Annotated in this window: 24 protein-coding genes; 11 read left to right on the forward strand and 13 right to left on the reverse strand. The window is 40.3% G+C overall.

The window, feature by feature from the left end:
- Positions 1–43: 43 nt before the first annotated feature.
- Both ACZ8ZH_RS12435 and ACZ8ZH_RS12440 read left to right on the forward strand, forming a co-directional pair.
- Positions 44–703, forward strand: coding sequence for a rhomboid family intramembrane serine protease (locus tag ACZ8ZH_RS12435; protein ID WP_470247742.1), 660 nt, complete (start codon positions 44–46; stop codon positions 701–703).
- A 395-nt stretch (positions 704–1,098) separates the two neighbouring features.
- Positions 1,099–2,646, forward strand: coding sequence for a hypothetical protein (locus ACZ8ZH_RS12440; protein WP_470247743.1), 1,548 nt, complete (start codon positions 1,099–1,101; stop codon positions 2,644–2,646).
- 474 nt (positions 2,647–3,120) lie between these two features.
- Here ACZ8ZH_RS12440 and ACZ8ZH_RS12445 read toward each other — a convergent pair whose 3' ends face one another.
- A complete protein-coding gene (locus ACZ8ZH_RS12445) occupies positions 3,121–4,740 on the reverse strand; it encodes an inorganic phosphate transporter (RefSeq protein WP_119063544.1) in 1,620 nt (539 codons plus the stop codon).
- Between the two features lie 427 nt (positions 4,741–5,167).
- Between ACZ8ZH_RS12445 and metH the strand changes: the two genes are divergently transcribed.
- Positions 5,168–8,854, forward strand: a complete 3,687-nt coding sequence (metH, locus tag ACZ8ZH_RS12450; protein ID WP_119063545.1) for a methionine synthase — start codon at positions 5,168–5,170, stop codon at positions 8,852–8,854.
- Positions 8,855–9,019: 165 nt separating this feature from the next.
- Complete coding sequence (locus ACZ8ZH_RS12455; RefSeq protein WP_119063546.1) at positions 9,020–10,312, forward strand: hypothetical protein; 1,293 nt, start codon at positions 9,020–9,022, stop codon at positions 10,310–10,312.
- A 112-nt stretch (positions 10,313–10,424) separates the two neighbouring features.
- On the opposite strand, the gene ACZ8ZH_RS12460 is transcribed toward ACZ8ZH_RS12455, so the two are convergent.
- On the reverse strand, positions 10,425–10,820 hold the full coding sequence (locus ACZ8ZH_RS12460; RefSeq protein WP_119063547.1) for an endonuclease domain-containing protein: 396 nt from the start codon (positions 10,818–10,820) through the stop codon (positions 10,425–10,427).
- Positions 10,821–10,988: 168 nt separating this feature from the next.
- Here ACZ8ZH_RS12460 and ACZ8ZH_RS12465 point away from each other — a divergent pair, with 168 nt between their 5' ends.
- Positions 10,989–11,192, forward strand: a complete 204-nt coding sequence (locus ACZ8ZH_RS12465; RefSeq protein ID WP_119063548.1) for an amino acid transport protein — start codon at positions 10,989–10,991, stop codon at positions 11,190–11,192.
- 2 nt (positions 11,193–11,194) lie between these two features.
- Here ACZ8ZH_RS12465 and ACZ8ZH_RS12470 read toward each other — a convergent pair whose 3' ends face one another.
- Both ACZ8ZH_RS12470 and ACZ8ZH_RS12475 read right to left on the reverse strand, forming a co-directional pair.
- The gene (locus ACZ8ZH_RS12470; RefSeq protein ID WP_119063549.1) at positions 11,195–11,653 is read right to left on the reverse strand and encodes a hypothetical protein; all 459 of its coding nucleotides are present in this window, start codon (positions 11,651–11,653) and stop codon (positions 11,195–11,197) included.
- Positions 11,654–11,789: 136 nt separating this feature from the next.
- Positions 11,790–13,010, reverse strand: coding sequence for an MFS transporter (locus ACZ8ZH_RS12475; protein ID WP_119063550.1), 1,221 nt, complete (start codon positions 13,008–13,010; stop codon positions 11,790–11,792).
- 104 nt (positions 13,011–13,114) lie between these two features.
- On the opposite strand from ACZ8ZH_RS12475, the gene ACZ8ZH_RS12480 reads away from it, so the two are divergent.
- Entirely contained in the window at positions 13,115–13,897 is a 783-nt protein-coding gene (locus ACZ8ZH_RS12480; RefSeq protein ID WP_119063551.1) for an AraC family transcriptional regulator, read from the forward strand.
- Between the two features lie 11 nt (positions 13,898–13,908).
- Here ACZ8ZH_RS12480 and def read toward each other — a convergent pair whose 3' ends face one another.
- Positions 13,909–14,394, reverse strand: coding sequence for a peptide deformylase (gene def, locus ACZ8ZH_RS12485; RefSeq protein WP_086208481.1), 486 nt, complete (start codon positions 14,392–14,394; stop codon positions 13,909–13,911).
- Positions 14,395–14,617: 223 nt separating this feature from the next.
- Between def and ACZ8ZH_RS12490 the strand changes: the two genes are divergently transcribed.
- A complete protein-coding gene (locus ACZ8ZH_RS12490; RefSeq protein ID WP_119063586.1) occupies positions 14,618–15,895 on the forward strand; it encodes an MFS transporter in 1,278 nt (425 codons plus the stop codon).
- A 71-nt stretch (positions 15,896–15,966) separates the two neighbouring features.
- Here the strand turns inward: ACZ8ZH_RS12490 and ACZ8ZH_RS12495 are convergent, their stop codons facing one another.
- The 3 genes from ACZ8ZH_RS12495 to pnuC all read right to left on the reverse strand — a co-directional run bounded on the left by ACZ8ZH_RS12495 (position 15,967) and on the right by pnuC (position 17,465).
- Positions 15,967–16,476 (reverse strand): DUF2505 family protein, encoded by a 510-nt coding sequence (locus tag ACZ8ZH_RS12495; protein WP_119063552.1) that lies wholly within the window; start codon positions 16,474–16,476, stop codon positions 15,967–15,969.
- Between the two features lie 135 nt (positions 16,477–16,611).
- Complete coding sequence (locus tag ACZ8ZH_RS12500; RefSeq protein WP_119063553.1) at positions 16,612–16,881, reverse strand: hypothetical protein; 270 nt, start codon at positions 16,879–16,881, stop codon at positions 16,612–16,614.
- Positions 16,882–16,889: 8 nt separating this feature from the next.
- The gene (gene pnuC, locus ACZ8ZH_RS12505; protein ID WP_119063554.1) at positions 16,890–17,465 is read right to left on the reverse strand and encodes a nicotinamide riboside transporter PnuC; all 576 of its coding nucleotides are present in this window, start codon (positions 17,463–17,465) and stop codon (positions 16,890–16,892) included.
- 199 nt (positions 17,466–17,664) lie between these two features.
- Here pnuC and ACZ8ZH_RS12510 point away from each other — a divergent pair, with 199 nt between their 5' ends.
- The 3 genes from ACZ8ZH_RS12510 to ACZ8ZH_RS12520 are packed head-to-tail and all read left to right on the forward strand — an operon-like array spanning position 17,665 to position 20,032.
- The gene (locus tag ACZ8ZH_RS12510) at positions 17,665–18,462 is read left to right on the forward strand and encodes a crotonase/enoyl-CoA hydratase family protein (RefSeq protein ID WP_119063555.1); all 798 of its coding nucleotides are present in this window, start codon (positions 17,665–17,667) and stop codon (positions 18,460–18,462) included.
- 52 nt (positions 18,463–18,514) lie between these two features.
- Positions 18,515–19,429, forward strand: a complete 915-nt coding sequence (locus ACZ8ZH_RS12515; protein WP_119063587.1) for an alpha/beta hydrolase family protein — start codon at positions 18,515–18,517, stop codon at positions 19,427–19,429.
- An 18-nt stretch (positions 19,430–19,447) separates the two neighbouring features.
- Positions 19,448–20,032, forward strand: a complete 585-nt coding sequence (locus ACZ8ZH_RS12520; protein ID WP_119063556.1) for a TetR/AcrR family transcriptional regulator — start codon at positions 19,448–19,450, stop codon at positions 20,030–20,032.
- Between the two features lie 9 nt (positions 20,033–20,041).
- Here ACZ8ZH_RS12520 and ACZ8ZH_RS12525 read toward each other — a convergent pair whose 3' ends face one another.
- Positions 20,042–20,518, reverse strand: coding sequence for a hypothetical protein (locus ACZ8ZH_RS12525; protein WP_171405793.1), 477 nt, complete (start codon positions 20,516–20,518; stop codon positions 20,042–20,044).
- A 336-nt stretch (positions 20,519–20,854) separates the two neighbouring features.
- On the opposite strand from ACZ8ZH_RS12525, the gene ACZ8ZH_RS12530 reads away from it, so the two are divergent.
- Positions 20,855–21,301 carry a GNAT family N-acetyltransferase gene (locus ACZ8ZH_RS12530; RefSeq protein ID WP_086208489.1) on the forward strand — a complete coding sequence of 149 codons (447 nt, stop codon included), beginning with the start codon at positions 20,855–20,857 and terminating at the stop codon, positions 21,299–21,301.
- Here ACZ8ZH_RS12530 and ACZ8ZH_RS12535 read toward each other — a convergent pair.
- The 4 genes from ACZ8ZH_RS12535 to ACZ8ZH_RS12550 all read right to left on the reverse strand — a co-directional run bounded on the left by ACZ8ZH_RS12535 (position 21,296) and on the right by ACZ8ZH_RS12550 (position 25,274).
- Positions 21,296–23,164, reverse strand: coding sequence for a sensor domain-containing diguanylate cyclase (locus ACZ8ZH_RS12535; protein ID WP_470247744.1), 1,869 nt, complete (start codon positions 23,162–23,164; stop codon positions 21,296–21,298). The genes ACZ8ZH_RS12530 and ACZ8ZH_RS12535 overlap by 6 nt on opposite strands.
- 127 nt (positions 23,165–23,291) lie before the next feature.
- Complete coding sequence (locus ACZ8ZH_RS12540; RefSeq protein ID WP_119063559.1) at positions 23,292–23,630, reverse strand: FKBP-type peptidyl-prolyl cis-trans isomerase; 339 nt, start codon at positions 23,628–23,630, stop codon at positions 23,292–23,294.
- Between the two features lie 49 nt (positions 23,631–23,679).
- Entirely contained in the window at positions 23,680–24,210 is a 531-nt protein-coding gene (locus ACZ8ZH_RS12545) for a YaeQ family protein (RefSeq protein ID WP_119063560.1), read from the reverse strand.
- Between the two features lie 71 nt (positions 24,211–24,281).
- Positions 24,282–25,274, reverse strand: a complete 993-nt coding sequence (locus tag ACZ8ZH_RS12550; RefSeq protein ID WP_416332345.1) for a CobW family GTP-binding protein — start codon at positions 25,272–25,274, stop codon at positions 24,282–24,284.
- Positions 25,275–25,676 lie beyond the last annotated feature (402 nt).

Consider the following 25,676-nt stretch of genomic DNA (forward strand, 5'->3'; position numbering starts at 1 on the left):
GGCATTATGGCTACAAGTTATTCATTTGTAGAACATCTCAGAAATGTTGCATTTACCTTTTAATCATACAGTTACAATCATTATTATTACTGTCATTATTTCTATGGTGGCATTTTCAAACCAGAATGTCATGAACCGCTTGATTTTTTGGCCACCTGCAATGCAACGTGGACAATACGATCGTTTCATTACCCATGGCTTCATTCATGCCGATGGTATGCACCTTTTGTTCAACATGTTCACGCTGTTTTTCTTTGGTAGCATTATTGAAAGTTTTTACCGCCAATATTTCTATGACTTAGGCTTCGTTTTATTTTATTTGGGTGGTTTAATTTTCGCCATTTTACCAAGTTATTTAAAACATAAAAATGATGTGCGCTGGGCAAGCCTTGGCGCCTCTGGTGCAGTCTCTGCGGTACTATTCGCTTATGTATTGTTTGAGCCTTGGAAGCTGATTTTTGTGTTTTTTATTCCTGTACCCGCGATTATTTTTGCTGTGCTCTATGTGGCTTATAGCATCTGGTCTGGCAAGAAAGGCAACTCCAACATCAATCATAGCGCTCACCTCTGGGGTGCAGCTTATGGCGTAATTATGACTGTCATTTTAGAACCACGTTTAATTCCGCATTTCCTAAGCAAATTGACTCAGCTCCCATTTAGAAACTGGGTTGACAGGCTACATATACCTTGGATCAGGCGATAACACAAATCCAATAACATTTTCGTAGCACAGGCGGACCATGCTTTTAAGATAAGAATCAGGACAATCATGAAAGAGAGAGATTGCAATAAAAATCATATCTATCTTTATCACATTGATGATGTTCCTTACTTTAATCGGCTGTGCTATACAAACATTTGAAAGGCATATCGTCTACAGCCCTGATCATTTTGATTATCCATCTGGTCATGACGATTTTTGCCCATTGTAACCCAGCCTAAAAGATCACTATTCACGCAAAAGTCTACTATATCTAAGGCTTTATATTGCACATACTTTTACACAAATTTGGTATGAAATGCCAAGTGAGAATTCAATTTGGCATAGATAATGTATACAACTGTATATAAATAGCAAATGCCAGTGAGATTTCTTGCATGTCCAATCCCCTAGATGGTCTTCAATTTCCAATTCATCCAAAAACACAAAAAGCCAGCACTTCACGCACTGGAAAAGAAATTATTGCGGAAGCACTAGCTAATGTCGATCATCAAATTGCTGTTGAGGTGTTGGCCGAGAAAAACTGGCGTAAACAATATCCGCGCTATTTTAAATCCTTGGTTGAGTTAGGCATTGCCAATCAAACAGCTCCTATTCAAATTGCTCAGGATGGATTAAACAAGGCACATCATGTTTTTGAATTCTATCGTGACAATCAAAAATATCTTGTTAAAGATGTAATGTCGCTTGAAACAACACCCTTGCATACTATTAAACTCAAAGGTGAAAGCACTGTTCTGCCTGAGTGGTCAGTGCCTTATAAAGGCACACAGCTTAAAGGTGAGAGCTTACTCGCTCAAATCCAAATATGGTTAGAGGCTGGGGTGATTGAACCAAGTCATGCCCAAGCACTGATTGCCTGCGTTGAACATCCAGAATGGTTCGATTTATCTGATCGGACCATGGTGCTTTTTGGCGCTGCATCTGAAGCAGGTCCTCTCACATGGTTATCGCAATGGAAAGCCAATATCGTAGCGGTAGATCTACCCAATCCACGCGTATGGGGCAAAATTTTAGACACCATTCAACATGGCAATGCCACCTTATATGCTCCATCTGTTGAAGCATTGAATGCGGATACGCCTGTTTCAGTGTTAAAGGAAAAGCCCGGCGCAAATCTTCTCACGCAGACTCCTGAGATCGCACAGTGGTTAGCACAAAACCCACATCAGTTAGACTTGGCTGCCATTGCGTATCTGGATGGCGAAAAGCATGTTCGTGTTTCTGTGGCAATGGATGCGATTATGCAATATGTCAGCAAACAGAAAGCGGATACCAGTTTGATGTATATGTGTACACCAACCGATGTTTATGCAGTGCCTGAGGAAGTGATCACAGCATCTGAACAAAAATTTAATGGCCGCTCTAAAACGCAACAAATGCTCAGCAAAAGTATTTCAACGCTTAGTAGACAATACTTCTTTAAGAAAAACTTACATGGTTTAGTGAGCTCAGACAATAATAAAGAATACGGTATTGCCGATTGTTTAGTGGTTGAGCAAGGACCTAACTATGCCTTGGCTAAACGCATTCAGCAGTGGCGCGCAACACTGGCACGCTCACAAGGCCAACGCGTCAGCATCAATATTGCGCCTTCAACTACAACGCACTCTGTCACCAAAAATCCATTGCTTAAAGCAGCATTTAACGGTGCAAGCTTATTTGACGTTGAAGCATTTAAGCCTGAAACAACCAATGCAATTATGGCTGCTCTATGGGTTCATGACCTGCGTAATCCTGAATCTGTAGCGAATCCAGAGGTCAAACTTGAGCATCCTCTAGAACTGATGATGCATGGTGCAAACCACGGCGGACTATGGCGTGTGGCTTATCTGGCAAGAACTGCTCTACCCTTTGCAGCACTATATGGCTTTGCAGCGGACAAGCTCCCACTCGAAAAAGTGTTCGCAAAACGTAAAAAATAAGACTCAAATGCTGCTCTCTTAGGCAGCCATACGGACATAAAACACAACCTCAACTTAGAGACAACCAGTTAAGGAGCCTCCTCTTCATCTCCTTAACTTTTTAACCCTATACTGTGAGGTCTTAGTGTTCCTAAGCTCAATATTGGTCGTTCGTTTATTCCTGCAACGTTTAGGTCTTATTCGCTAAGTAAGAAGTGAAGCATCGTAGAAGTAACATTTTGCGGTGCAATGCGCCCCACAGAAAATCTGTTCAATCTATAGATACGAAACAACTTTGCATTACAAAATAGTCCATTTTGAATGCCAATGACTGCATCTTGCACTACGAATAAATGCAATGCTTTTATTTCTGCTCAAATCGTGAGTAGTGTTAGCGTATATTGAATAAAATCGAGAATTGAAAAGAAAATGCCAGTCAGTTTATGAACTGACTGGCATTATGACTTCAAATAACGTTTTTCTTTACATTACAGATTAAACAAACTGTAGGAACAACCAGAACAAACCACCTGATAAACAGATTGTTGCTGGCAGGGTGAAAACCCAAGCCGAAAGAATGGTTCTGACAGTTGCAAAGTTCAGACCTGACTTATTTGCCACCATGGTCCCTGCAACCGCAGAGTTGAGTACATGGGTCGTCGATACAGGCATACCAAAACCATCTGCCGCAGCAATCGTAGTCATAGCGACTAACTCTGCAGACATACCTTGACCATAAGTCATATGGTTCTTACCAATACGCTCGCCCACGGTAACTACAATACGCTTCCACCCCACCATTGTTCCTAAGCCAAGTGCAAGTGCCACAGCCACTTTTACCCAGTTTGGAATATACTGAAGGAACGAATCGAGGTTACTACGATATTCTTTAACGGTCTTTTTCTCCGCATCAGACATCGCTGGTAATTGATCTGCCTTATCTAAACGTTTGAAAGCTGTCGTACTTAAGTACATATCATTACGTATAGAAGAAACTTCTGCCTCTGGAATATCTTTTAAATCACCATAATGTCCAACACGTTCACCCAAATGATCAGTCAAACTTGCTAATGCAGGTACGACTTCAGGAGTCATTTCTTTAGTTTGAATATATTGGGTAATGACTGCACGGGCTTCTTCATCAGCGATATCGTCATGCTGAGTATAAATTACATTTGCTGTCTGATTCGAAAGCTGTGCAAATGACTGAATGTGCTGTGAATCCAAATTCTTATTTAAAGAATAAGCCAAAGGCACAATACCAATCAAAATCAGCATGATTAAACCCATACCTTTTTGACCATCATTTGAACCGTGTGCAAAACTTACACCCGTACAGGTAAAAATCAAAATAGCACGAATCAGAGGTGGTGGTGGCTTGTTACCTTCAGGTGGTTGAAATAGTTCAAGTTGACGCTTGAAAATTGTTTTAACCAACAAAAATACGATCGCAGCAAAGGCAAAACCGATCAATGGCGAAAACAATAAAGCCTTGCCGACTTTGATCACTTGATCCATGTCTACACCCGAAGCACCACTGCCTGAATGCATCAGGTAGTTCATAATACCCACACCCAAGATTGAACCAATCAAAGTGTGTGAACTTGATGCTGGGATGCCTAAGAACCATGTCCCCAAGTTCCATAAAATCGCAGCAATCAACATGGCAAACACCATGGCAAACCCTGCACCTGAGCTGACATTCATAATCAACTCGACAGGCAAAAGTGCAATAATACCGTAAGCTACTGCACCACTTGCCACCATAACCCCAAGGAAGTTACAGAAACCTGCCCACATTACCGCAACTGGCGCTGACAGTGCATTGGTATAAATCACCGTTGCCACAGCATTGGCTGTGTCATGGAAACCATTTACAAACTCAAAGCCCAACGCAATGAACAATGCCGTCGCTAAAAGGATTAGAGAGTAAAGATTCAGTGCAGGAACATGCGATAAGTCAGCAGAAAGCTGAAAGCCAATATAAATTAGCGTTGAAATAATGACCGTTAAAAACACCGGCATAAAAAATTTCGGCGTAGGTACGTGCACATTTGTCGACTTGACTTGTGTCACGTGCACCTGATCTTGGACAGGAGGAATATTAGAATTCATGCAGACGGCTAAAGAGGATATCAATATCCCCTATTGTTCAATTTAATTGTGACAATTATATGACAAATGCGTGTCACATGAAGCCAATTTTTTCATAATTGATTCATTTTAGACCAGCAGTAAATCGCCTATAGGCCTTGAAAGCACTGTGCTTGCTTAAAATTTAATTTTTCTGTGCTCATTACGCTGAATTATTTTCTTACATTTGGCTGTGTTGTCTGTAACAATCTGCTCAAATCAATCTTTCCTCATCTCTATTTATTTTCATCTATTAACATAGACGCCCTATATTTCACTTTCGTGAAAACTAAAGCTAAATCAGCCTTTTTTATTTGCAATATAGCGAATACCACTTGAATTAAGCATAAATGAATATGCTTTTCTGCTAAAATATTGCACGTTTTGAAAACCTGTTTGTGAGTTTTGAATGTCTACACTTGCCACCTTAAAAGCACTTCTTGCCGAGCGCATCCTCATTATTGACGGTGCAATGGGCACCATGATTCAGCGTCATAAGCTCGAAGAAGAAGATTATCGTGGTGAACGTTTTGCAGACTGGGCATCTGACTTAAAAGGCAACAATGACCTTTTGGTACTGACACAGCCACAGATTATCCAAGGGATTCATGAAGCTTACCTCGATGCTGGCGCAGACATCATTGAAACCAACAGCTTTAATGGCACACGTGTTTCAATGTCAGACTATCACATGGAAGACCTCGTTCCCGAGATCAACCGTGAAGCAGCGCGCCTAGCACGTGCGGCATGTGACAAATATTCAACACCAGATAAACCACGTTTTGTTGCAGGTGTACTCGGCCCAACCTCACGTACCTGTTCAATTTCACCGAATGTAAATGATCCTGCATTTCGTAATATTACTTTCGATGAACTGAAAGAAAATTACATCGAAGCCACTCATGCCTTGATCGAAGGTGGTGCAGACATCATCTTGATTGAAACCGTGTTCGATACCTTGAACTGTAAAGCTGCGATCTTTGCAGTCAAAGAAGTATTCAAACAACTTGGTCATGAACTTCCACTCATGATTTCGGGCACGATTACCGATGCATCAGGTCGTACCTTAACGGGTCAAACCGCTGAGGCTTTCTGGAACTCGGTTCGCCACGGTGATTTACTTTCAATTGGTTTTAACTGTGCGCTCGGTGCAGATGCGATGCGTCCACACGTAAAAACGATTGCTGATGTTGCTGATACTTTTGTATCTGCCCATCCAAATGCAGGCTTACCAAATGCTTTTGGTGAATATGACGAAACGCCTGAACAAACAGCAGCGTTCATCAAAGAATTTGCTGAAAGTGGTTTAATCAATATTACAGGTGGCTGTTGTGGTACAACGCCTGATCATATCCGTGCCATTTACAATGCAGTAAAAGATATAAAACCACGTCAGATTCCTGAAACAAAACCTGCATGTCGTTTAAGCGGTTTAGAACCATTTAACATCTATGATGATTCACTATTCGTGAATGTCGGTGAACGTACCAACGTTACAGGTTCAAAAAAATTCCTACGTCTGATCCGTGAAGAAAAGTTTGCTGAGGCTTTAGAAGTAGCTCAGCAACAGGTCGTTGCAGGCGCACAAGTTATCGACATTAACATGGATGAAGGGATGCTCGATTCGCAAAATGCGATGGTACATTTCCTCAATCTAGTTGCATCTGAGCCAGATATCTCTCGTGTACCGATCATGATTGACTCATCTAAATGGGAAATCATTGAGGCAGGCTTAAAATGTGTACAAGGTAAGCCTGTCGTGAACTCGATTTCCTTAAAAGAAGGTTATGATGAGTTCGTTGAAAAGGCTCGTCTATGCCGTCAATACGGTGCTGCGGTTATTGTCATGGCATTTGATGAAACGGGTCAAGCAGATACGGCTGCACGCAAACGTGAAATCTGTAAACGTTCTTATGATGTTTTGGTCAATGAGGTGGGCTTCCCTGCTGAAGATATTATTTTTGACCCGAACGTGTTTGCAGTCGCAACAGGGATTGAAGAACATAATAACTATGGCGTCGATTTTATTGAAGCTACAGGTTGGATCAAACAAAACTTGCCACATGCCATGATTTCAGGCGGTGTATCCAACGTATCGTTCTCATTCCGTGGTAATGAACCTGTACGTGAAGCGATTCACTCTGTGTTTCTTTACTATGCCATTAAGCAAGGCATGACCATGGGTATCGTCAACGCAGGTCAAATGGCGATTTACGATGATATTCCAAAAGAACTTAAAGATGCGGTCGAAGATGTTGTACTGAACCAAAACCAAGGTGAATCAGGTCAAAACGCAACAGAGAAATTACTTGAAGTCGCAGAAAAGTTCCGTGGTCATAGTGGCGCACAACGTGAAGCTGAAAACCTTGAATGGCGCAATGAGTCAGTAGAAAAACGTCTTGAATATGCCTTAGTCAAAGGGATTACCACCTATATTGATGAAGATACTGAAGAAGCACGCTTACAATCGAAACGCCCTCTCGATGTGATTGAAGGTGCGTTGATGGATGGTATGAACGTAGTTGGTGACTTGTTCGGTTCAGGCAAAATGTTCCTACCTCAAGTGGTAAAATCGGCACGTGTGATGAAACAAGCTGTAGCTTGGCTGAACCCGTACATCGAAGCCGAAAAAGGCAATGCACAATCTAAAGGTCGTGTGTTGATGGCAACGGTGAAAGGTGATGTACATGATATTGGTAAAAATATCGTGGGCGTGGTCTTGGGCTGTAATGGTTATGACATCGTTGACCTCGGCGTAATGGTGCCTGCGGAAAAAATCCTACAAACTGCGATTGATGAGAAATGTGACATCATCGGTTTGTCGGGCTTGATCACGCCATCTTTAGATGAAATGGTGTTTGTTGCCAAAGAAATGCAGCGTAAAGGTTTTACTATTCCTTTATTGATTGGTGGCGCAACCACATCGAAAGCGCATACTGCGGTTAAAATTGATCCGCAATATTCAAATGATGCAGTGATTTATGTTGCCGATGCCTCTCGTGCAGTGGGTGTTGCAACCACCCTACTCTCAAAAGAAATGCGCGGTAACTTTATTGCTGAGCATCGTGCTGAATATGCCAAGATTCGTGAACGCTTAGCCAATAAGCAACCGAAAGCAGCTAAACTCAGCTATGCCGAATCAATCGAAAACGGCTTTAAAGTCGATGCGAACTATGTGCCGCCAATTCCAAATACAATGGGAACACACGTCCTCACTAACTACCCACTTGCAACATTGGTGGAATATTTTGACTGGACACCATTCTTTATTTCTTGGAGCTTGGCAGGTAAATTCCCGAAAATCTTAGAAGATGAGATTGTCGGTGAAGCTGCAACGGATTTGTATAATCAAGCGCAAGCCATGCTTAAAGATGTGATCGAAAATAACCGTTTCGATGCCCGTGCTGTATTTGGTTTATATCCTGCACAACGTACAGGTGCCGATACAGTCAGCGTGTTTGATGAAACAGCGCAGAATGTCACACATACTTTTGAACACTTGCGTCAACAGTCGGATAAAGTCACAGGCAAACCAAACTTATCTTTAGCCGACTTTATTAGCACCTCGAAAGATAATACTGACTATCTCGGTGGTTTCACGGTATCAATCTTTGGTGCAGAAGAATTGGCGAATGAATATAAAGCTAAAGGTGATGATTATTCTGCAATCTTGGTTCAGTCTTTAGCGGATCGTTTTGCCGAAGCTTTTGCCGAGCATTTGCATGAACGTATCCGTAAAGAATTCTGGGGCTATAAAGTCGATGAGACTTTGGGCAATGAAGAATTGATCAAAGAAAAGTATGTCGGTATTCGTCCTGCACCAGGTTATCCCGCTTGTCCTGAGCATTCTGAAAAAGCGGTGTTATTTGACTGGTTAGGTTCGGAAGCAAAGATTGGTACGAAGTTGACTGAACACTTTGCGATGATGCCACCTTCTTCTGTAAGTGGTTTCTATTATTCACATCCTGAAAGTGAATACTTTAACGTGGGTAAGATTTCTCAAGATCAGCTTGAGGATTATGCCAAGCGTAAAGGCTGGACACTGGATGAAGCGAAGCGTTGGTTAGCACCGAATTTAGATGATTCGGTTGTTTAATTTAGAATAAAAAAATCTCCCCTAACCCTCTTTTTCAAAGAGGGGAACTTTTGCGTATCAAATGAGTTACGTGACAGCTCCTCCCTTTTTCAAAGGGAGGTTGGGAGGGATTAATTTAGTAATATTTGTATTAATATAGCCCGTAAAGATCATTAATAAAAACTTATGACAAATCAGACATTCACTGGAAGTGAACCAACATGGGCTAATGCATGTGTTGGTGATAATGGTCAACCTAATTATATAGAATATTCAAAAGGTTATTCTAAAGCCGCTAATTTACTCTTGAATAACGTTTTGAATACTCGTGGTAAAGAAGTTGACTTATACATTTACCCAATATGCTTCAATATGCGTCACTCTATTGAGCTTAGAATTAAAGGAGCTATTCAAGAAATTACTGAATTAGCAAAAATTAAAAATGAAAAATTACCATCTTTTGACTTAGTTGGCTCGCATGATATCGGCAATATATGGAGGTATTTCAAAGAAAATTCAAAAATTTTAGATATTCGTTTTAAAATGCTGAATGACAAACTAGATGCAACTATTGTAGACATTGCTGAAATAGATTCTACAGGTCAAACTTTTAGATACCCCTTTAACAATGAGAATAAAAAGCATCTAGTTGATCAAAAAATCATAAACTGTGCAATTTTAAAAATTAGATTTACTGAACTAGAAAAAAATTTGGATGATCTTATACATTTAATAGGTTTATTGATTGATGAATATAAATTAGGCACATTTACATCAAAACTTTCAAGAGCCCAAATTTTTAACTTTGCTAAACTACTTCCTTCATATCATGAATGGTCTAAAACTTCCTTCAAAGAAATAAAAGAAGACCTAAAGTTAAAGTACAATCTATCAAATAATGATTTTTCAAAAATAGTAAATCATATAAAGAATAATTATGAATTAAGCTATAAAATAGGTTTAAAGAAAAACTTAGCTTTTTTAAGCGATAGTAATATCTTAGAAGCATGTGACATTTGGGTTACTTACTTTGAGCCAAAATTTAGGGAACTTTATAATCATACAGATTTAGTTTCAGAAGATAATTCTTCAGATCAAATAGAAGAATGGATTAAAATTTCTGAATTACATAAAAAAGGTATGAGTTTATTAGAAAATAATTTATCAGCAGATTATGTCGCTGACCTTAAAGCTTTGTACTATTTATCTATAGACCAGCACCAATATAGTGAAAATTATATGTTTCGCTTTAAATACTTCCACAATGAAGCTAAATATAAGGACTTATCAGACTCTTTAGATCACCTTTTATCTAAAGGAATTTTTTTAGAAGAATTATTAAAAAGCTTGTTTTTTCTTAATCAAATAGATTTAGCTGAAAAAATTATTCAGATTTACGATTTGGAATCTATTTTTGATTTTATTCCTCAAGCTAGACTTGGAAAATTTTTCAAACATTTTGAGTTATTAGGCTATTAAATTTACCTTTAATTTTAATCCCTCCTAACCTCCCTTAAAAAAGGGAGGAGCTTCACGAATCCAATACCACCATCAAATTCGCGAGAAGTCCCCCTTTCTCAAAGGTGAGAAACTATGTTTCGCAAGAGGGGGATTCTAATTTGAAAAGTTCTAATCTTTGCTCAACAACACAATAAATCTTCTCCACCACAGCATCAATCTCAGTCAAAACCTGCCTATTATCAAACCGTAAAACAGTTAGTCCCAATTCAGCTAAAGCCTCATCTCTTACTCGATCAGCCTCCAACCCTTCTGCTGTGTAATGCTGCCCTCCATCACACTCGATAACCAAACTCACTGATGGACAGTAAAAATCCACAATAAAATTAAGAATCGGTTTTTGTCGATAAAACTGTAGCCCTAAAATTTGCTTACGCCTTATTCTTTGCCATAACAGTTGTTCAGCATCGGTCATATTGTTTCGCAAATCACGAGATGGCTGTTTTAGGTTATTATTGTAAGGTTGCATCTAAATTTTCTTTATTTTTATATGTAGGAAATACATGCCTAGTCTAAGCATATCGCTTGGAACAAATACTGCTCTATACACCTTAAAGAATAATCTCTATTTTTCTCATCTTCTTTAAAGAATCTTGGCATAATACTGCCAGAGAATAACAATGCACGAAACATCCTCATGAACACAACCCAACTTTTCCTCGGTGTGATCTTTAGCTCAATAGGCTTAGGCTATTTCCTGTATGGCAAAAAGCAAAAAATGACCATACCTTTAACTGTCGGTCTAGTTTTAATGATTTTCCCTTATTTTATTGAAAGTAACGCATTGCTAAGTGGTATCGGTTTACTTTTGTCTATTGTTCCATATTTTTTACGCTTTTAATGTCACTCAAAATCAAGCTGTTCGAATTGAATCTCCACGACATTCCAGTGATGCATCATCTCTCGTAGTACAATAAAGTAAATCAAACTAGAAAGACCATCATCGGTCACTTGAGACACATAGTACTCCCTGCGCTCAACAAAAGTATTGAAAGCACTTTCAAGTTGCACACGGTCAAGTTGCTGCTGATCTGGAAAAAATAATGCTAAAACCCTTTGGAATAAGCCATCTGAAGTCACGGCAGTCTTAGGTTGGGCATACTTCATCTGAACGGATTCTAACAACTCTTCAATCACATAAATCATCGACTCAATCGCAAGCTCATCCAACAACCCATGGCGCATACTGTTTGACTGTATAAAGCTTAAACCTTGATCTAGCTGGATATGCTGTCCATCCATTTCAAATGAAAGCTGATCTAGGCCGAATGAAAACTTGAGTACACCATTCAGATCCGTCATCGCTTCAATACTCCAAAGTCAAAGCACATACATTCAATGCCGTTATTACCGATCATAATCATCAAGCCGAAATGCAATCGCGCCATCTTTGTTTGATAAGATAGCGCGATTAAAACTGAAGGTCAGCAATATTTCGTTAGTTTGCTTGCGTCTTCGGTAAAAAGAAGGTTGCTAAACCAAGTAACGGCAATAACGAACACACGCCAAACACCCATTCAATGCCTTTGACATCTGCTAAATATCCTAAACCTGCTGCAGCGATACCACTTACACCAAACATTAAACCAAACATCAAACCTGCAATCATGCCAACCCGTCCCGGAACGGCTTCTTGTGCATAGACCACCATGGCTGCAAAGGCAGAGGACAGTACTAAACCCGTGATAACCGAAAGTACGGTCGTCCAAAATAAATTGGCATGTGGCATCATCAACGCAAACGGTGCCATGCCGACAAAAGACACCCAAATCACGGCTTTACGCCCAATTCGGTCTCCAATCGGCCCACCAGCAAATGTCCCCAGAGCCACCGCCGCTAAAAAGGCAAAGAGGTGTAACTGTGCATTTTGTAAACTGAGCTGAAACTTATGCATTAAATAAAAAGTGAAATAGTTACTGATGCTGGCGATGTACGTAAATTTGGCAAACATCAACACGCAAATAGTCGACAACGCGATGACGAGTTGACGTCCGTGTAGTTTGCTTTGCACTTGATGTGCTTTGGTCGCCAATTGTTTTTTACTGTGGCTGATGCTCCAACGGCTGACACCAAACAGCACCCAAATTGCAAGTAAGGCAAATACAATTAACCATGCCACGGCATGCTGTCCGAAAGGCACAATAATCAGCGCGGCCAATAAAGGCCCAATCGCGGTACCTGTATTGCCACCGACCTGAAAGGTCGATTGAGCTGTACCAAAACGTCCGCCCGAAGCCATACGCGCTACACGTGATGCTTCAGGGTGAAAGGTCGATGAACCCACACCAATCAACGCCGAAGCCATGAGCAGTACAATAAAATTTGGTGAAAATGCCAACAGCAAAATACCACTAAAAGTCACCACCATACCAAGTGGTAGCAGATAAGGTTTCGGATGTTTATCGGTATAGAGTCCAATCCAAGGTTGCAGTAGCGATGCTGTGATTTGATAAACCAATGAAATCAATCCCACTTGTGCAAAGCTTAAGGAGAAATTGGTTTTCAGCATCGGGTAAATAGCTGGCAAAACGGCTTGAATCAAGTCATTCAGTAGATGTGCAACAGCCACCGCTCCCACAATTTTAATGATCATGCCTTGTGGTTGTTCATGAACCACAGCCTCACCAATACCATCCTTCATCTGTATTGAAGACGTCATACCGCACAAACTCCGTGTATTTTTCATCAGATATTGATTGTAAAATGTCATTCATAAGACTATCTTCCAATAATCATTGTATAAGTGACAAATTTAAAACACACATGCCAAACTCACTGATTCAAACTGAAATGTCTGAACTGGTCATTGGACTTTCTTCTGAACACACTTATCGAGAGATCACTCCTGCACATACCCATTCACGGGCACAGTTTCTATATGCTTCGACAGGAATGATTCAAGTGTTTACCCCAAATCATGTCTGGATCGTGCCACCGATGTGTGCACTATGGATTCCGACCCATGTTGAACACAGTGTGATTTCATTAAGCCGTGTAAAGCTTAATACGGCATTGGTTCAGGCCGATGCGGCTGCGCTGTTGGGACAACATTGTTTTATTATTCGGGTCAGTAAGTTATTGCATGAACTCTTGATTCGACTCAATGCAATTGAACACATTCCACCCTCCGAACTGATCAGCTCTGATGAACTGTCTCGATCTTTACAGATTTTAATTTTTGATGAAATTCATAAGGCCAATCTGTTGCCCATTCAAATTCCGTGGCCGCAAGATCGGCGCTTAATGAATATTTGCCAAGCGCTATTAAGTACTCCCGATCAGTTAAAAGATTTAAGCACATGGGCAGATGAAATTGGCACCAGCTCCAGAACCTTGATGCGTATGTTTCAAAAGGAAACGGGGCTGTCTTATCGGGCATGGATTCAGCAAATGCATATTGCTCAAGCGCTCACAAAAATTGCCAGTGGTGAATCCGTTGCGCGAATTGCAAGAGCTCTTGGCTATAGCAATCCGAGTGCGTTTAGTAGCATGTTTAAACGTCACTTAGGACAAACCCCGCAACAGTTTAAATATAAGGATGAATAGTTGTTTTTACTTTAAGCGGTGAGTCGATCGACAAATAAAATCCCATTGAGATGATCTATTTCATGTTGCACAATCCGCGCAGGGAAACCTTCAAAAATGCTTTCTAGCACCTCTCCCGTTAAGGTGTGATACACCACTTTAATGCTTTGCGCACGCTGTACCTGACCGCGTTCATTCGGCACGCTTAAACAGCCCTCTTCCCCCAAGGACGTTGCTTGAGAAAACTCTAGAATTTCGGGATTGACCATCACCACTGCATCCATTTCAGGTGCATCTGGATAACGCAAATTTGGACGTGAAGCCACAATAATGACCCGCTTTGAAATATACACTTGCGGTGCTGCAATACCTACACCATTTCGTTCAAGCATAGTCGCCAACATGACTGACGCCAGTTGCATAAGCCAATCACTATTAAATTCTGTATCCGCAACACGGGCGGCTTTCAGTCTTAAAACCTCTTCCCCTCGTTGTGCAACAGGTAAAATGACACTCATACTCAAATCCTAAATTTTTATATCTATTTATTTCTTTTTATACCATAAGCTTTTTATTTTATTGCAGTTACTTTTACTCTTTATATTTTATGACTAAAAATGATGAACACGAACACATCTATAATTTTTAGTTAATATGCAGCAAAGAAAGATTGATTATTCATCCAAAAAAGACTTTATTAAAATCAAATACAAACTTTTATTTAACTTTGGAAATACACACATGGATGCAACACCACGACTGACCCGAGAAGACAAACGTACCCTTGGGTTATCATCATTGGGTGGTGCACTTGAGTTCTATGACTTTGTTATTTATGTTTTTTACGCCAAAATTATTTCTGAATTGTTCTTCCCCGCAGGACTCAGCCCATTTTGGGCGATGCTGAATACTTACGGTATTTTTGCCGCAGGTTACTTCTTCCGTCCACTTGGCGGTGTAGTCATGGCGCACTTTGGTGACCTCATAGGGCGCAAGCGTCTATTTAGCTTATCTATTTTGCTCATGGCTTTACCCACCCTCATAATCGGGGTCATGCCAACCTTTGAAACGATTGGTTATGCTGCGCCGCTGCTCTTACTCCTTATGCGGGTGGTACAAGGCATCGCGATTGGTGGAGAAATTCCAGCGGCATGGACATTTGTTTCTGAGCATGTTCCTGCTGAAAAAATTGGTTTTGCCAATGGCTTACTCACAGCAGGATTATCTCTTGGCATTCTTCTTGGCGCTTTAATGTCGCTGTTCATTTCTCTTCAGTTTAGTGAAGCTGCAATTCATGATTGGGCTTGGCGTATCCCGTTTATTGTGGGGGGTATTTTTGGCTTAGTGGCTTTGTATTTACGCAGTTATTTAAAAGAAACACCCGTATTCAAAGCCATGCAAGCACGCAAAGAGCTATCCAAAGAAATGCCTGTTAAACAAGTCTTAGCCAACCATAAAACAGCGGTAGTTATTGCCATGCTCCTAACATGGTTCTTAACCGCTTGCGTGGTGGTCCTGATTTTGGCCATGCCAAACTTATTAGCGGGTGCCTTTGGCTTTGCACGTGGTGATGCTTTTCAAATGCAAAGTGCTGCAATCATCATGCAAATGTTAGGTTGTATACTCGCTGGGACATTGGCAGATCGTTTGGGTGCAGCCAAGGTTTTGATTTTTGGCTCGCTCGGTGTCGCTACTATTGCAACCATTTTCTATCACAGTTTGGGTGTGGTCAGTCCAAATACGGTGTTTGCGCTGTATATGCTGTTAGGATTTTTTTCAGGCACGGTTGGACTTGTCTCCTATAGTATGGTCAAGATGTTCCCTGCACCGATCCGTTTCTCGGGGATTTCGTTTTCCTACAATGTCGCCTATGCCATTGCAGGAGGCATTACACTGCCTTTGGTTCAATGGCTCAGTCTCTATAGCAAGATTGGGGCGATGTATTATATTTGGCTGGTCTGTTTGGTTTGCTTCTTCACAGCTTGGGTTTATCGAGCTCAGTTCGAGGCAAAACACTAAAATGATAAAACCCTTCAAACGAAGGGTTTTCTTTTTATGCAAGCTACTTTGAAAACATGAGGTCAAAACCTTTAGCTTAATGTTTCTGCGTGCAGATTTTGGCGCAGTTCATCTTCCACAATATCGAGTTCGATTTGGCTAAACTTACGAATTTCACCTTCAGCATGTTTTTCTAACATGCCACCAATCAACGGCACTTTCACTTTTACCGTCCACTCCATTTGAAAATGGATCTGTTCATCATTGCCTGACACACTACGTTGGCAACTCGCTTCAAGAGGTAAATTCGGATCTAAGCGCACTTCTGAACTCAGTGCAGTTAAATTACTTACATCGGTACGATGTAAACGAAACGCATCTTTTAAAAATTTCTTCGCAATATCGGGAATGTTGACATCCAAATTATACGCACGCTTGAGGGTATAAATATCGCCGACTTTATTCGACTCCAAAATTTCCAACTTCTCACCTGGAATACGACGACAAACATTTTCATGTAAGTTGATATCGGCTGCGAGTCGACGGAAATCATCCAATGAAACACCGTTGATGGTGGCATTGACGACAAACTGATGTGCCATAGCATTAAATCCTTTATTTTTTTGTTTTTGTAACCATCCATGCCCAGATCAGGACTGAAAAATTGGAGCTCGTTATCCTGTAGAAAGATCAAGCATAGACGATGATCCAGCACCGACTATACCGTGATCTGGATATCAATGTGTGCCATTCTGTATGACAATATCATCTGCAATATGAATAAAAACTACGCGCTCAAAACAGGCCAAGCGAATATCAAAATGCTCTGCCCCATCATCTAGTCCTGTGACCGCCCAACTTGCACTGCTGGGTAAATCACCCAGCCAAGCGGCCTGATAAAAATCAGCAACCGAAGCAAAATCCAAATATTGCTTTGGACTTCCCTTTAACCGTTCGATGACCGACTCAAATTGAGCCAACTGTGTTTGTTTAAAGTCGATCAACACTATCCAGCCTATGCACTTTTCAGCTGTTGTTTATGACGTACCTGCGTCCATTGCCACCATCCAAAAGCCGCCAAGCCGACAAAGCCTGCATATAAGCCAGCGGTCAAAAACAAATCTTTATAGATAAACATACCGACATAAACAATATCGACAAAGACCCACAGCACCCACGTTGCAATATGTTTACGACTGGTCCAATAGGTCGCCAACAGGCTAAATGCTGCGAGCTGCGCGTCCAATAAAGGTACAGCAGCATCGGTCAAATACTTTAAGCTCAGACCAAATATTGCGCCAGCTGTAGCAGCAAGCAGCATTTGCAAAATCACTTGCCGAGCTGTAATCGGTTCAATGCGAATATCATGATCTTGTTGTTTACCTTTGAGCCAGTGATAAAATCCATAAAAGTTCACCACTACGAAAAAAAACTGCAAAATGGTTTCGCCATATAACTTATAGGTATAAAACAAATAGGCATATAACAAGAAAGCAACAAAGTTAAACCACCAACACCACATATTGCGCTTAATGGTCAACGTCACTCCGATTAAGCTAATGATGACTGCAAATATTTCAAGGCTAGACATGGTTCAACTGGCATCCAAAGAAGTGCTGCTATTATGAAAAAAAACTCAATAAAGGCAAGACAATTCCGCTCAATCTAAACATCGATCTTTTTTCGGAGAATCGGATCAAACTGTCGAGTCACAGAATGCATACGCATAAGCTTTGACAGTTTTCTAACAATCGTTTAAAAACTTATAAAACGATGCAGGAATAAGCAAAATGTCAGAACAACAAGGTCGTGTCAGTCGCGAAATTCGCGGTTCGTTATTTTTAATTGGTTTAGACCGTGCAGCCAAGCGTAATGCTTTTGATAGTCATATGATTCATGACTTATCACTGGCCCTCACCGAATATGAGGATGATCCTTCACTACGCTGTGCCGTGATTTTTGCGCACGGAGAACACTTTACAGCTGGGCTTGATTTGGTTGAGTTGCAACCCAAGCTCAATGCAGGCGTTTTCGACTTTCCCGCGTCACAAATTAACCCTTGGGGCACCAGTTCCAGACCTCGCAGCAAACCCGTGGTTGTGGCAGTCCAAGGCTTTTGCTTTACTGCGGGAATTGAACTGATGCTGAATGCCGATGTTGTGATTGCCGACGTCCATACACAATTTGCCCAAATGGAAGTGCAGCGCGGCATTTTACCCTTTGGTGGTGCAACGGTTCGCTTTGTACAAGCGGCAGGTTGGAACAAAGCCATGCGCTACCTACTCACAGGAGACAGCTTCGATGCGCAAACAGCCCTCGATTTGAACTTAATTACCGAAGTCGTAGAAGCATCCACGCCAAATGCTGCATTAGAGCGAGCATTGAGCCTTGCAGAGTCCATTGCGCAAGCTGCACCACTCGCCGTTCAAGCCACACTGGCTTCTGCACAACAGGCAGCACAACACGGCGCAGACTATGCCTTTGCACATTTACAAGAGCACCTCAGCCCGCTCCTCAAAACCCAAGATGTACAAGAAGGTGTCATGGCGATGCTGCAACGCCGCCCTGCTCAGTTTAAAGGGCAATAAAACTTAAAAGTCTGGAACCCACTTTAGTATTTAACAAAAAGAAGAAAACATGATGCAAGCCACAGCCCATTTAGACTCGACTCAAATTGAGAAACAAACTGTAAAATTCTCAGCAACCGATGGTTATGTACTCGTTGGCACACGTTATCGCTCATCTGAGCCGATCAAAGCCAACATTATTGTGGCCAGTGCAACAGGTGTACCACAGCAGTTCTATCGTCGCTTTGCCGAGTATGCAGTAGCTTTAGGATATCAAGTTCTAACTTTTGACTATCGTGGTGTGGGGCTTTCTGCACCGAAGCAGTTAAAAGGTTTTAGTATGTCCTATTTAGACTGGGGACAATTGGACTTATCCGGTGCAATTGACTTCGTCGCACAAGACGGTAAACCCATTTTTGTGGTTGGGCATTCCTATGGTGGCCAAGCCTTAGGTTTAACCGATAATCATGACCAAGTTACTGCGATGTATTGCTTCGGTACAGGTGCAGGTTGGCATGGCTACATGCCGTTTCGTGAGAAGATGAAAGTCCATGTGATGTGGAATATTATTTTCCCACCCATGGTTGCACTTAAGGGTTATTTACCTTGGAGCATACTCAAAATGGGGGCAGATTTACCTGTCGATGTTTACACGCAGTGGCGAAAGTGGTGTAAAAATCCGACCTACTTTTTTGCAGACCCTGAACAACAGCATTTACTGGAACAGTATGCTCAGGTAAAGACCCCAATCTATGCTGTTTCAGCACTGGATGATGACTGGGCTCTACCCAACTCAAGGCATGCGTTTATGCAACATTATCGACAGGCAGATCTGCACTATCTCAACATTGAAGCCAGTGAATACGGCTTGAAAGAAATTGGACACATGGGATATTTCCGTCAAGGCGCTGAAAACATTTGGGATAACATGCTGAATACTTTTGATCGCTATCTATCATCTTCACCACACACGACTACGAAACTCTAAACGGAATACCAAATACCTATGCGCCCGCAAAAACTCAGCAAAGAGCAAATCCAGCTCCACTGTATGCAAACTTTTAAAACACATGGTTATGCAGGCACCAGTATGGATTTGTTGGCAAAATCTTGTGGGCTGAGTAAAGCCGCTTTTTATTATTATTATCCAAATAAAGAAGCATTACTTTTGGATATTTTAGACGTTAGCCAACAGTATTTAAAAAATCGAGTCTTTAATATTTTAAAAAATAATCAAATCGAGTATTGCGGCCGCTTTGAACACCTCCATCAACAAGCCGTAACCTTTTTTAGTACAGGTGTACAAGGCTGTTTGGTGGGTATGCTGTCTTTAGAAATTCCTCATTTATCTGAAACAATACAGCTCAAGATTCGCTCTATTTTTCAAGACTGGGAAACCTCACTTTTTGACTATTTCCACCAAGTCATGCCTACGGTAAACGCAGCTTCTTTGGCCAAAATCAGTGTTGCCGATTATGAAGGGGCGATTTTAATGACACGTTTAAACCAAGATGACTTTTATTTGACTCATGTTGCCGAACGAATTCTCAAACAGTTATCTATGACGATACTCAACATTGAGCGCGCATAAGCAAAATCGTTAATCTCGAGTCCGATGGCTTTTTTTGTGCTCTCGCCCACTACGGTCAATATGTGTATAAAACATACCATAACGGCTCACATAATATTCCAATGACTGATCGTAAAAACTCCAAAAAATCGACCATTCGTTTAAGTCCATTTTACGGATTTGAGTCTGGGTTTTTGCAGGCATTTTAACCAACAAAGTACTTTGCATCAGTTCTGCATCTTCCTCAGCACTTAACAAAATCGCTTGATCTAAAAACAAGCTTGCAACATCATCAAACAGCACTTGTTCATAGGCATCAATTTCAATCACACGTTCAACTTGAGCATCACTTTCAATTTGGGTTGTCATCTGCGCTGATTGAACTTGCAACTCAGTTTCCTTTTTTTGCCGTTTTAAAAAACGCTGCTTTTTCTGAATTTTGATAACAATAATAGATGCTGCAACCAAAGCAATGAGTATGCAAATCATCAATAAAAAAGTTGCCATTCCCTGCTCTCGTAACAGATATATTCTTTTAAAATACAGCATTATTGTTCAAATAAACATCAAAACATCTGACCCTAGCGTGTGCTATTGCATACGAATCACGCTAATTATTCAGAAATAATCTTTAAATGTACGATCAATGCTCTTCATTCAACAAATACAATATTAATGCGAACAGCATCACAAAATTAAATTTTCAGCTCACAAAAAGACTATAAAATTTAATCAAGTCAATATAATCAAACAACACAGCTACATCGCGACTAACAATAATTCAATTTAGTAATCGTGTGCTCTAGCATGAAATAGCTGTTCATATAGCTCCAAGAAGAAAACATGATACGAGCAGCTCAGATTCAGGACATCCCTGAGATATTAAATGTCGTGCATGACAGCATTCGATCTTGTATCAAAGACCACCACCGTCATGAAAGTACAATTCAAGTTTGGTTAGAAAATAAGACCCAATCCAACCTGATTATGTGGATGCATTATAATGACAGTTGGGTTTATGTGATGGATCAGCAAGTTGTAGGTTTTATTATGGTGAGCGATCAAGGTCGCATTCTTCTTAATTATATCTCATCGGCAGAACAGCACCGTGGTATAGGTAAGGCCTTATTGAACACAGTCATTGAACATTTTAAAAGCAAAAAGATCCATCAAATTAGCCTTGAAAGCACGCAAACTGCGCTAAGCTTTTACCAAAGACATGGTTTCCAAATTCGTAGCCAATACACTTCTGATACAACCTCGATCCCCATGATTAAACAACTGTCATAAAGATGATTCGATTGGCATTTTCATTTGATCACGTCCCGCCTCTTTGGCTTCATAGAGTTTTAAATCTGCGGCTTTCATGAGGTCATGAATATTGGCATACGATGTTTGATGATCCATCCACGAAACCCCCATACTCAAAGTTATATAGCCTTTTTCATCTAAGCGATTACGATGTTCAATATGTTCACTGCGCACTGCATCTAGCACAGTTTGCATAATCTGGCGAATAATAACGATGGGAACATTATATAAAACAATTGCAAACTCCTCTCCGCCATAACGCGCTAAATAAGCATTATGTGGGAGTACTGCGCTAATGACTGCGACCAAGTTTTGCAGTACTTCATCTCCCTTTAAATGCCCATAGTAGTCATTATATTTTTTAAAATAGTCTACATCCATCATGGCAAATGCCAAAGTTGCATGACTATTTTGCTGTGTTTCCATAAACCGCTTTTGAATTTCACTATTTAACGCACGGCGATTATAGGCCCCCGTTAAAGCATCTATTTGAATTTGATATTCTAGTTTTTCATTTAAATCATGAAGTTGTGATGTTCTTTGTTGTACTTTCATATCTAAAGAGCTATTCAATTCAATCAAATTATTATTCAAGCGCTCGGTATGATAGGTCTGATGGGCATAGTTTCGTGATTGCTGAAACATCACTAAAAGTGCATAAAGGCTCGTTGAAATAAAGGACAAATGAATCGAATCAATAACATGTAGAGTTAATAAGAAGCCATGGATAAACGATAAACACAATAGAATTACAGCACAAAAATTAAGCTTTGAATATTTTTGCTTGGTCTTTAAGGTAATATAAAAACCATAGGCAAAATTGCACAGAATCACAATGCTCAATAAGGCACTATAAAAAGCCAGAGGCTCAAAAACTTCCTGTTCGGATAAAAGTGTTATAACGACATTTAACGTCAGCACCAACATAGAAGCTGTATATATCCAATGGTGCAAATATTTCTGATCGAGTAAATACATATAACTCAAAAAGAACATGATCGCTAAATAGATAAATAAATACTCTAAGCGTATGCCCCACAACCAATTGATATCTAAAAAAGTGGTATAGGCATAAGGTGCTGTGAACAAATTATGTAAGGCTAAAAACAGAATAAAAATCCCGAACACAAAAATACTTTTGCTATTCCTCTCGTTTGAGCCACGGAAAATAGAAAACATCGTGGTGAACATTCCCACGCCAAATACTGCACCACAGATCATGGCTATGCTCATCATTAACTGCTGATAATGCCGATTAACTGTTTTAGCAACCCCGATATGCATAGGACTTTCAAGACCACCGCGTAGCTTATTAAAATTTGAAGCCTGTATGCTTAAAGTAAAATAAGGGCTGTCTGGTACAAAATAGGCAATACGTGGGGCATTTTCTGTCTGCTGTTGCATTACATTATCTGCGACATCTCCTAAACGAACGAGAAAGTCGCCATTTAGATAAACTCGATAAGCAGAATTTTGATTGGGGATTTGAATAGCTAAACGTCGACCAATAAATTCATCAGGAATTTTAAAATGACCAATAAAGGTACCATAATCAATATTACTACCTGTTAGCTCCTTAAAGGAAATAGGAAGCTCCGTTGTTTTTGATGCTAATTTTTGATTGGGCTGAGTAATGAGTTCATGGTCATAATAAGACCATATTCCATTTAAATAACTGGTTGTTTGCTCAGTAAATTGAATATTATTGACATTCTTTTGATGTAAATAATACTGCGCAGGCTCTGCTTCATATTGCGCCCACGTCGAAGGTATAAGACTTAAAATTAACAAACAGCTTAGAATAAACCAGATAACATGCTGTCTGCCTAATGAGCTATACAAAAGCGACTCTTCCCTTTAATACGCTCTGCCTACGAATTAATCTACAAATGTTTTTCTTAAAAACCAAGTGATTTTTACAAATGAATCAAATACATCCTTATAATTGATTCATTATCAATAATTCTGATTAGTCTCGTGTTTTTACATCATACAATTCAATTTCAAAAATCAAATTTGAATTGGCTGGAATCACGTTACCCATCTTACGCTCACCATAGGCCAAATGTGACGGCACGATGAGTTTACGCTTGCCGCCCACTTTCATCCCCATTATGCCTTGATCCCAACCTTTAATCACACGACCTGTTCCAATCACCGTTTCAAAGTAGTTTCCACGGTCTACAGATGAGTCAAACTTAGTTCCGTCTTCTAACCATCCGGTATAATGTGTAGTGATTAAAGCACCTTTTACTGCTTCTTTACCTTCACCAACAACTAAATCAATAATTTCTAATTCAGCGCTCATCTATTCGCTCCACTATTACTTTATAAATAAATTTTGTTGAACTGCTTGTTTATTGCAATTGAGTCCACTCAATCGTAGCTTGTGCATTGTCACCAATTAAAGTCCACTCACCATCCATCACGTTCAACTGAAGTTGCATGGTCCGTTCACAAAGGGCCTGAACCGCTTCTGTACTTTGTGCAGACAGTTGCCAAATTTCAACATTACTCAAAGTCTTTAGTTTACTGTTGCGTTTGTACCATTCATCAACAGCAGTGCCATAGGTCACAATAGCAACTTGTTTACAACGCGCGCTGGCTTTTTTGACTTTGTCTTCGTCAGGGCTTCCCACTTCAATCCATTTCATCAACTGGCCTGTTAAGTCTTTTTCCCAAAGTGCAGGTTCATTGGTTTCAAAGAGGTCTTTGGTAAACTCCAAAGCCTCATCTGCAAAGCGTGCAAAAGCCAAAAGACGAACCATCAAACGTTCTATCGTCTCTGAAGGATGCAGAGCCAAGGTAAGTTGATAGTCAACATATTGGTGAACGTCCATATTGGCAATATTTAAATCTGCCTTATAAATTGTAGCTTTAAGCGCCATAAATACCGTCCTCAAATTTGCCGAATAGCATATAAGATTTCAGCTCATTTTGCTTAAAACAATTTACCTCATTACTCAATACGACATGCAAATAATGCAGTTTCAAACATCAACCAATCTCTTTCGTTCTGCACAATCAACTCGATTCGGTTATCAATGCCTTCTTCGACATCCTGATAATTAAATTGCTTGGGATTAAAGTTAAATGCTTTCCAACCCTGATTGGTATGGAAAATCCCCTTAATCCTCCGCCAATCCTGCTGCTCACACAACAAATCGAGTAAATCATAAAAATCAAAAACCCAACGTTTTGGCATTTTCCAACCTGCCACACTATAGCCCTGCGCCGATTCTACATAGTGATAAGGCAGTTGCTTAATTTCAGGAAATTCCTGTTGATTTGCTTTTAATTGTTGTTGCACTTTCAGTAAAGGTTGGTTTTGACGCTTAGTCGCAACATAGTCAAAGTCAAGTTGTTCAAGCTGGATATTCCCCTGATCTGCCATAAGCCACTGCTGAGCATAAGCTTGATATTCAGTTTGTAGCTGCTCAAGAGCCTTTAAATCTGCACTTTGCATCTGAGCATAATGCGAAACAACGACGATCTGCGCTGCCTTCAACTGATCTTGATATAAGTTTTGTGCCGTCCACGTCTGATCATGTAAGCGTGAACCATCCAGCACAGTGACTGGCGCACGCATACGCAGAGTCGAATGCCAATGTGGTTCTGTCAGTTGCTCTAATAACTGTGCAGGGTGACCCAAGCCTGTCGGTTCAATAAACAGTCGATCAGGCTTTTGTTCTGAGAGCAATCGAGACAATGCTATTTGCATCGGAAGCTGACTACTACAGCATAAACACCCGCCTAATAACTCTTTAACTGCATAACCTTCACTTTGTGGCATAAGCTGTTGGTCGACACCAATTTGCCCAAATTCGTTCATCAACACTGCCCAAACTTCATGTTCAGGTTTTTGACTCAACAAATGCATCAGTAAGGTGGTTTTACCGGCACCCAAAAAACCTGAAATAATATGCGTTGGAACCACCTGTTGCATCGCCATCAGTTTCAAAATTGTTCCACCTAATCTGAAATACTATAAAAACAGCACAATAAAATAAGCGATTATTTTAGTTTAAATGTCTCATTTTCTCACTTTAAATCGACGGCTTTACACACGCAACATATCAAATTATGTATTTAAACTGGGCTTATTCACTCTTAGAAATCTTTATTTACATTTTATTCAACGTCAAAATGCACGGTTTGTTCCATTTCCATCGCCTTTGTATATTTTATGTGAGTTTTCACTCAAATATTTTGATCAATTTTTCTACATTTTCAGCTTTTTGACTCACAAAAAGCTTCTACTTGTTACTTAAAGCCTACCATTTTTTCATCATCTGTAGTTTTAGGTAAAGTGCATTTTTCACATTGTTGCTTCAATTGAACCTCGCATATTCAG

It is taken from the genome of Acinetobacter sp. SW-226, from assembly GCF_055632855.1.